4 protein-coding genes and 1 pseudogene are annotated in these 5,323 nt (G+C 75.8%); 1 reads left to right on the forward strand and 4 read right to left on the reverse strand.

All coding sequences use genetic code 11. The annotated features are described in order from the left end of the window. On the reverse strand, positions 1–1,388 hold a 1,388-nt coding region (locus tag IDM29_RS14535), incomplete at its 3' end, for a TPM domain-containing protein (RefSeq protein WP_188037697.1). 75 nt (positions 1,389–1,463) lie between these two features. After that, positions 1,464–2,357, reverse strand: coding sequence for an aminoglycoside phosphotransferase family protein (locus IDM29_RS14540; protein ID WP_182113080.1), 894 nt, complete (start codon positions 2,355–2,357; stop codon positions 1,464–1,466). Positions 2,358–2,542: 185 nt separating this feature from the next. On the opposite strand from IDM29_RS14540, the gene IDM29_RS14545 reads away from it, so the two are divergent. After that, positions 2,543–3,325 (forward strand): type 1 glutamine amidotransferase, encoded by a 783-nt coding sequence (locus IDM29_RS14545; RefSeq protein WP_182113081.1) that lies wholly within the window; start codon positions 2,543–2,545, stop codon positions 3,323–3,325. 25 nt (positions 3,326–3,350) lie between these two features. Here the strand turns inward: IDM29_RS14545 and IDM29_RS14550 are convergent, their stop codons facing one another. Together IDM29_RS14550 and IDM29_RS14555 are read right to left on the reverse strand one after the other, a co-directional pair. Then, complete coding sequence (locus tag IDM29_RS14550) at positions 3,351–5,003, reverse strand: DNA repair helicase XPB (RefSeq protein WP_182113082.1); 1,653 nt, start codon at positions 5,001–5,003, stop codon at positions 3,351–3,353. An 8-nt stretch (positions 5,004–5,011) separates the two neighbouring features. Further along, positions 5,012–5,323, reverse strand: a pseudogene (locus tag IDM29_RS14555) (hypothetical protein); the annotation flags it as partial.

The raw sequence follows: 5,323 nt of genomic DNA on the forward strand, positions 1-5,323 counted from the left end.
GCGGGGTCGCGCGGCGCCAGGCGCTCGGCGTCGGTGACGTCCGCGGCGAGCGACGCGATGTCGGCGTCGATCCGTGCGCCCGCCTGCGCGAGCTCCTGCCCCGCACGTCCCACGGCGTCGAGCAGCGTGACGGCCTGCCCGACGGCGTCCTGGGCGCCTCGCGCGAGCGCGACCGCGGCCGCGCGGTCGGTGTCGAGCGCCTCGCGTCCACGGTCCACCCCGGTACGTGCCGCGTCGAGCAGGGACGCCGCCTGCGTGAGGTTGCCGCGCACCGTGGCGAGCGCCTCGGGGGAGTACGTCGCCGCCAGCGCGTCGAGCGTGGCCTGCGCCGCCGGGAGCCGGCCCTGCACCTCGTCCGCGCGGCGGGCGGTCTCCTCGAGGACCTCCGGGACGCGCGCCTGCAGGTCGCGCAGCCGCTCGAACTCCGCGGTCTGCGCGTCGAGCGAGGTGTCGACCTGCTCGCACAGGGACAGGATCTCGAGCAGCATCGCGCGTCGCTGCGGCTCGTCCTCGGGCACCGCGTCGTCGAGCTGCTGGCGCAGGAGGAACGCCCGCGCCAGCGTCGGCTTGGCGGCCTCGAGGACCTGCGCGAACACGCGCGTCGCCTCGATCCCGAACTGCGCCTGCGCGAAGCCGAGCTCCTGCTCGGACGTGCGGACGGCGTCGTCGCACGCGACGAGCGCCTGGCCGGCGCGCCGGTTGAGCTCTTCGGTCGGCAGGCCGGCCGGGCCCTGGGCGGGCACGGTGCGCCGGGCGCCCGCGGGAGCGCGCCGGCGGGACAGGGCGAACGTGACCGCGACGATGACCACGAGCCCGCCGACGAGGAGCACCGGCAGGACCGGGAAGCCGCCGCCGGCGCCGGTGCCCCCACGGGCGGCGTCCTGGATGCCCTCAGCCGCGCCGATCGCCGCGCCGGCCCAGTCGCCGTCGCGCAGGCGGGGCTCGACGCGCTCGGCGTCGATCCGGGCGAGCTGCTCGTCGGAGAGCGGCACGGCGTCGTCGACCGAGGTCGCGTACTGCCGGTCCTCGACGGCGACGGCGAGCAGCACGTCGTTCGTGCCGAGGCCGGACTCGACGGCCGTCTCGTTCGCCCACTCGAACGGGTCGAGGCCGTCGAACGAGTCCACGAAGACGACGAACAGCTGGTACGGCGTCGCGTCGGCGAGCTCGTCGAGGGCCTCCTGGACCTGGGCCTCGCGGCCCCGCAGCGCGCCGGCCGGGTCGGTGATCTCGCCCTCGACCGCCAGGGGCGGCTCGGCGCGGACGGCGGCGTGCGCCGCGCCGGGGAGCAGGGACGTCAGCGCGAGGCCGGTCAGCAGCGCGGTCAGCAGGGTGCGCGCCGCGAGGCCGACCGCACGGCGGCTGTCGGCGACGCTGCGGCTGGTCACGACTCGATCCTCGCGACCAGCCGCGCCCCCCGCAATCGGCCGGCCCGACGGGGCGGCGGGCGAGCACGGAGATGCTCAGCCGTGCGCGGCGTGGTCCGCGAGCACGGCCTCCAGCACCCGCCGGGCGGCCGCGGATGCCGCGGCGTCGTCGCGCCGCCGGTCCATCGTGATCAGCGCCTTCCACAGCGCCCACCCACGCGCCCGCGCCCACGTCCCCGCATCGGCGTCGACGGCTCCTCGGAAGGCATCCCGCGACCGGCCGTCGAAGAAGGTCCAGGCGATCACGAGGTCGCAGGCGGGGTCGCCCCAGCCGCACGTGCCGAAGTCGATGACGGCACTGAGGGCGCCTCCGCTGACCAGGAGGTTCCCGGGCGCGACGTCGCCGTGCAGCCAGACGTCCGGCCCGCCCCACGTCGACGCCACCGCGGCCTGCCAGACCTGCCCGGCGGCCGTGACGTCGACCTCGCCGGCCAGGACCTCGAGGGCGTGACGGGTCTCGTGCTCGTAGCGGTCGACCGGCCCGCCGCGCCACCAGTTGTGCTGACCCGGCCCCGGTCCCGGCCCTGGCACCGCCTGCAGCGCCGCGAGAAACGCCGCGAGGTCGACGGCGAGCCGCGTCAGGTCGGCGGGCGGTGCGGCATCGGCGGACTCACCGGGCAGCCACCGGTACACCGACCAGGGCCACGGGAAGTGCCGGCCGGGCGCCCCCGCAGCCACGGGAGCCGGGATCGGCAGCGGCAGGTGCCCGGCCAGGACGGGCAGCCAGCGCTGCTCCTTCACCACCGCCTCGGCGTACTCGGCCGCACTGGGCAGGCGCACCAGCAGCTCGTCGCCCAGGCGGAAGGTGCGGTTGTCCCAGCCGCTGCGCGGGACGGGCGTCACCGGGAGTGCCGCCCAGCGCGGGTGCTGCTCGGCGACGAGGCGTCGCACGAGGTCGGCGGTGATCGCGGGAGCGGCGAGCCGGGTCATCCGGCGCAGCCTAGGAGCGGGGGAGCGCGGTGCTCATCACCATTTCGCGAGATCGCCGGGAGATCGGCGGCCGGCTCGACGGCCGCGGCTGCGCGACTGCCGTGCCGTGGCAGTCGGCCCTCACGCGACACCGGACGGGCCCGGGCCCCTGGCGGTCATGAACGCGCTCCCACTACAGTCGCCGGGTGATCCTCACCGTGATCGAGCACACGCCCTCGTGTCCCCTCGACCGCTTCGGCGGCTGGCTGACCGAGGTCGACCCGGAGCTGAGGATCCGCACGGTCCGCCCATGGGCGGGTGACGAGATCCCTGCGGTCGAGGCGGTCCGCGAAGGTCTCGTCGTACTCGGCGGACCGAGCCATGCGCACGACGACGTCGGTCTCCCCTGGCTCCCGACGACGCGCGGCTTGCTGGCGGCCGCCGCGACGTCGGGGGTGCCGACACTCGGGATCTGCCTCGGCGCGCAGCTGCTCGCGGTGGCCACGGGCGGGCGGGTCCAGGTCGGGGCTCCTCCCGGGCGGGAGTCGGGGGTCATCGACGTGCACCCGCGTCCCGACGCGGCGGCGGACCCCCTCCTCGGCGGGCTTGCCGCCGACGTGCCCGCCGACCACCCCCTCACCGGAGGGGTGCTCCTGGCGATGCCGACGATGCACGCCGACGCCGTCGTGGACCTTCCTCCGGGCGCCGTGTGGCTGGCGTCCTCGCACCTGTACCCCTACCAGGCCTTCCGCGTGGGTCCGGCGGCGTGGGGCGTGCAGTTCCACCCCGAGGTCTCGCGTGCGACGTTCGCCACCTGGGCCGCGCTGAACGACGACGTCGACGACGCCGCGGTGCTCGCGGCGTACGACGAGCACGCCGACGCGGTCACCGCGGGCGGTCGGGCCCTCGCGCACCGCTTCGCCGAGGTCGTGCGCCACGCGGCCACGGCGGGCACGCCGAGCACCGCGCAGCCCGCGCTGCTGGACTGACCCCGGCCGCCCCTGGCCGGCCGCCTCAGCCGCCGACCAGGTCCTCCGCGTCGACGATCCGGTACGCGTAGCCCTGCTCGGCGAGGAAGCGCTGCCGGTGCGCGGCGAACTCCTGGTCGACGGTGTCCCGCGCGACGACCGCGTAGAAGTGCGCGGTGCGCCCGTCCGCCTTGGGCCGCATGATCCGGCCGAGGCGCTGCGCCTCCTCCTGGCGTGACCCGAAGGAGCCGCTGACCTGGATCGCGACGGCGGCCTCGGGCAGGTCGACCGAGAAGTTGGCGACCTTGCTCACGACGAGCCGCGTGACCTCCCCCGTGCGGAACGCCGCGAACAGCCGCTCGCGCTCGCGGACGGTCGTCGCGCCCGTGATGAGCGGGGCGTCGAGGTGGTCCGCCAGCAGCTCGAGCTGGTCGATGTACTGGCCGATGACGAGCACCTGGTCGTCCGGGTGCTGGGCGACGAGCTGCTCGACGACCCGGTTCTTGCCCGTGGCGCTCGCCGCGAGCCGGTACTTCTCCTCCGGCTCGGCGGTCGCGTAGGCGAGGCGGTCGCCGTCGGGCAGGGTGAGGCGCACCTCGACGCAGTCGGCGGGCGCGATGTAGCCCTGGGACTCGATGTCCTTCCAGGGTGCGTCGAAGCGCTTCGGGCCGATGAGCGAGAAGACCTCGTCCTCGCGGCCGTCCTCGCGCACGAGCGTCGCGGTCAGGCCGAGGCGCCGCCGGGCCTGCAGGTCGGCCGTCATGCGGAAGATCGGCGCCGGCAGCAGGTGGACCTCGTCGTAGAGGACGAGGCCCCAGTCGCGCGCGTCCAGCAGCTCGAGGTGCGTGTAGACGCCCTTCCGGCGGGTCGTGAGCACCTGGTAGGTCGCGATCGTGACCGGTCGCACCTCCTTGCGGGCACCCGAGTACTCGCCGATCTCGTCCTCGGTGAGCGTCGTGCGGCGCAGCAGCTCGTCGCGCCACTGGCGCGCCGAGACCGTGTTGGTCACGAGGATGAGCGTCGTCGTCTTCGAGCGCGCCATGGCGCCCGCGCCGACGATCGTCTTGCCCGCGCCGCACGGGAGCACGACGACGCCGCTGCCGCCGTCCCAGAAGCCGTCGACCGCCTGCTGCTGGTAGGGCCGCATGGCCCAGCCGGTCTCGTCCAGGTCGATCGGGTGGGCCTCGCCGTCGACGTACCCGGCGAGGTCCTCGACGGGCCAGCCGAGCTTGAGCAGCACCTGCTTGAGGTGGCCCCGCTCGCTCGCGTGGACCGCGACCGTGTCCGGGTCGATGCGCGCGCCGACGAGCCCGGCGGTCTTGCGCGAGCGCAGGACCTCCTCGAGCACCGCGCGGTCCAGCGCGTGCAGCACGAGGCCGTGCGTCGGGTGCTGCACGAGCTGCAGGCGGCCGTAGCGCGCCATCGTCTCGGCGACGTCGACGAGCAGGGCGTGGGGGACGGGGTAGCGCGAGTACTGCAGCAGGACGGCGACGACCTGCTCGGCGTCGTGGCCGGCGGCGCGCGCGTTCCACAGCCCGAGCGGCGTCAGCCGGTAGGTGTGGACGTGCTCCGGTGCCCGCTCGAGCTCGGCGAAGGGCGCGATCGCGCGCCGGCACGCCGCGGCGTCGGGGTGGTCGATCTCGAGCAGGAGCGTCTTGTCGCTCTGCACGATGAGCGGCCCGGGGGCGCCTTCGGTCATCGGTCTCCTCAGGTGGGGGTGACGCCGGCGATGCGGTGCACGGCGACGGTGAGCTCGGCCTCGCGGACCGGGTCGATGGCGCGGACGCGGCCCGCGTCGACGCGCACCGGGCGGACCCGGCGGCGTGTCGAGCCACCACCCGGGCCGACGATGTCGAGCCAGACCTCTCGGCCCTCGGCGACGGCCTCCCGCAGCAGCGCCAACGCCAGGACCGGGTCGGGTGTTCCCTGCTCGTCACCGGTCGCCTGCCACGCCTCGCCGGCGGTCGGGCGCGCGGGCGGGCCGCCGGCCGTGGCCGCGGCGGCCTCGCGCCGGTCCGC

The organism is Actinotalea sp. JY-7885, from assembly GCF_014525465.1.
GTDB lineage: Bacteria > Actinomycetota > Actinomycetes > Actinomycetales > Cellulomonadaceae > Actinotalea.